2 protein-coding genes and 1 pseudogene are annotated in these 1,882 nt (G+C 60.0%); 1 reads left to right on the forward strand and 2 read right to left on the reverse strand.

What is annotated here, in order from left to right; all coding sequences use genetic code 11:
* Positions 1-509 (forward strand): FCD domain-containing protein (locus tag AC1DUU_RS30920; RefSeq protein WP_476787128.1); only part of this gene is annotated, 509 nt, incomplete at its 5' end.
* A 69-nt stretch (positions 510-578) separates the two neighbouring features.
* Here the strand turns inward: AC1DUU_RS30920 and AC1DUU_RS30925 are convergent.
* Both AC1DUU_RS30925 and AC1DUU_RS30930 read right to left on the reverse strand, forming a co-directional pair.
* Positions 579-1,460, reverse strand: a complete 882-nt coding sequence (locus AC1DUU_RS30925) for a DMT family transporter (protein WP_476787129.1) — start codon at positions 1,458-1,460, stop codon at positions 579-581.
* A gap of 140 nt (positions 1,461-1,600) precedes the next feature.
* Positions 1,601-1,882, reverse strand: a pseudogene (locus tag AC1DUU_RS30930) (N-alpha-acetyl diaminobutyric acid deacetylase DoeB); the annotation flags it as partial.

Consider the following 1,882-nt stretch of genomic DNA (forward strand, 5'->3'; position numbering starts at 1 on the left):
TCGACGGGCTTGTCGAAATTCGCCATGGCGTTGGGTCGGTTGTGACGATGATCCAGCCGTATCAGTTGAACGAGGTCTATGCATTGCGCATGGCGCTGGCGGAATTGATGGGCGTGCTCGACCCGCTGCCGTCCACGCCCGAAACCATCGCCAGCATGCGCCATTACCAGGCCGCTTTCCTCGCACTCAAGGGCCGGCGCGACACTCGTGAATTCGCGCGTGTCAATATCGCCTATTACGAGGCGTTGACGGAGCAGGTCGGAAACAGCCTGCTGCGCGACATGCTGCGCAAGCTGTTCTTCCTGACATCCCGGATGTGGCTTCTCGTTCTACCTTCAATGGATTGGGATGAAACGCTGGACGACATCGCCACAGAAGTCGAGGATCTGATCCGCGCGATGGAGATTGACGATCGCCTCGGTATCGGTCTAGTTGCCCGAAATCATGTGTTTCGCTCCATGACCCATTTGTCAGCCGCGCTAAGGAGAACGAATGACCGAGGCAGATAATGAAGGATTGTAGATGTTGACCGTCGACTGTCACATTGAAATTCCGGTGCCGTCAAGTTATTCCGACGTCTATCCGCGCCTTGCGACGAGAATGCCACCAATCACGATGACGCCGCCCGCGGCCTGCATCGCGCCCAGCGGCTCGTCAAGTATAATCCAGGCAACGCAAGAGGCTATGATTGGCTGTGTCAACAGCGTCAGCGACGAGAATGAAGCGGGCAGCAAGGCGAGCGCATAGACAATGAGGCCCTGGCCGCCGACGTGGCATAGCAAGGCCAGGGCGAGAACGATCGCCCAGGCATAAATGGTCACCGGTACGAATGACGGTTCGAAGAGCAACGCAACCGGAAGAATACAGACCGCCGCGGTGGCAGACGACCAGAGAAGGGTCGTCAGCGTCGAATAGCGGCTGCGCAGCCGTGACAAGGTGAGAATATAGCCGGCATAGAATACAGCCGCCAGAACCGCGATGGCATCACCACCCAGATGGCTGGAACCGCCGGATAGAGCGCCGTTGAGCAGAACGACGCCGCAGATGGCCAGCGCCAGCCCGGCGAGGAACGCCCGGCTGACCGTATTTGCGAACAGCAGCCAGCCGCCGAGCACGACGAAGATCGGCGACATATTGGCAAGCAGCGTGGCATTGGCGACAGAGGTAACATGGATGGAGATGTGCCAGGCTAGAAGGTCGCCGGCCAGCATCACACCAGGCACAGTCAGGGCAACAGCATCGCGAAGTGAGCCCGGCTGCGGGTCGCTTCTCGCCGGCCGAACTTGGATTGCTTGCCACGCAAGCAGCGGCAGCATGGCAAGCCCGACGCGCCAGAAGGCGGTTGAAACCGGGCCGAGTTCCGACAGCCTGACAAAGATCGGCGACAGCCCGATGATGATGCCGCCGAGCACCAGCGAGGCGACCGATAGGCCGGGTGTCTGTGTGAGCGATGATTTCATGACGGGCCGAAGGTTGGAGGCGACGCGGGCCTGACTCTAAAGCCCGTCGCGCCAGAACGGATTGATGCAATGCGCCCTAAGCCTTTGGTTTTGCGCGTTGCATTGTTCCAAAACCGCTGCGCACTTTTGGGCGACACGCTTCAGCCGAGCTTGACCGCCATCACCGACACGCAGTCGCCCGCCTGGACCAGCCCTGGAAAATGTCTGGCGGCGAGTAGGCCAGAAAGGTCCGATCGGACGTCCTGAGGCGTGAGACCCGTGCTTCCGATCGGATGAATGCGCGCGACAACCTGACCGGCTATTACGGGTTGGCCGAGATCGACCATGGTCTCGATTAGACCGTCGCTTTCGGCAAAGCAAAAACATCCGTCCGGCATGTCGAGCCAAGTCGTCGGCGCGGTCTCGATGGCGCCATCAAGGAT

This window comes from Aminobacter sp. P4_H6_2, from assembly GCF_056400805.1.

Coding starts and splice junctions, on each gene's coding strand:
- AC1DUU_RS30925 (WP_476787129.1), bottom strand. CDS start 1,460: ATGAAATCATCGCTCACACAGACACCCGGCCTATCGGTCGCCTCGCTG.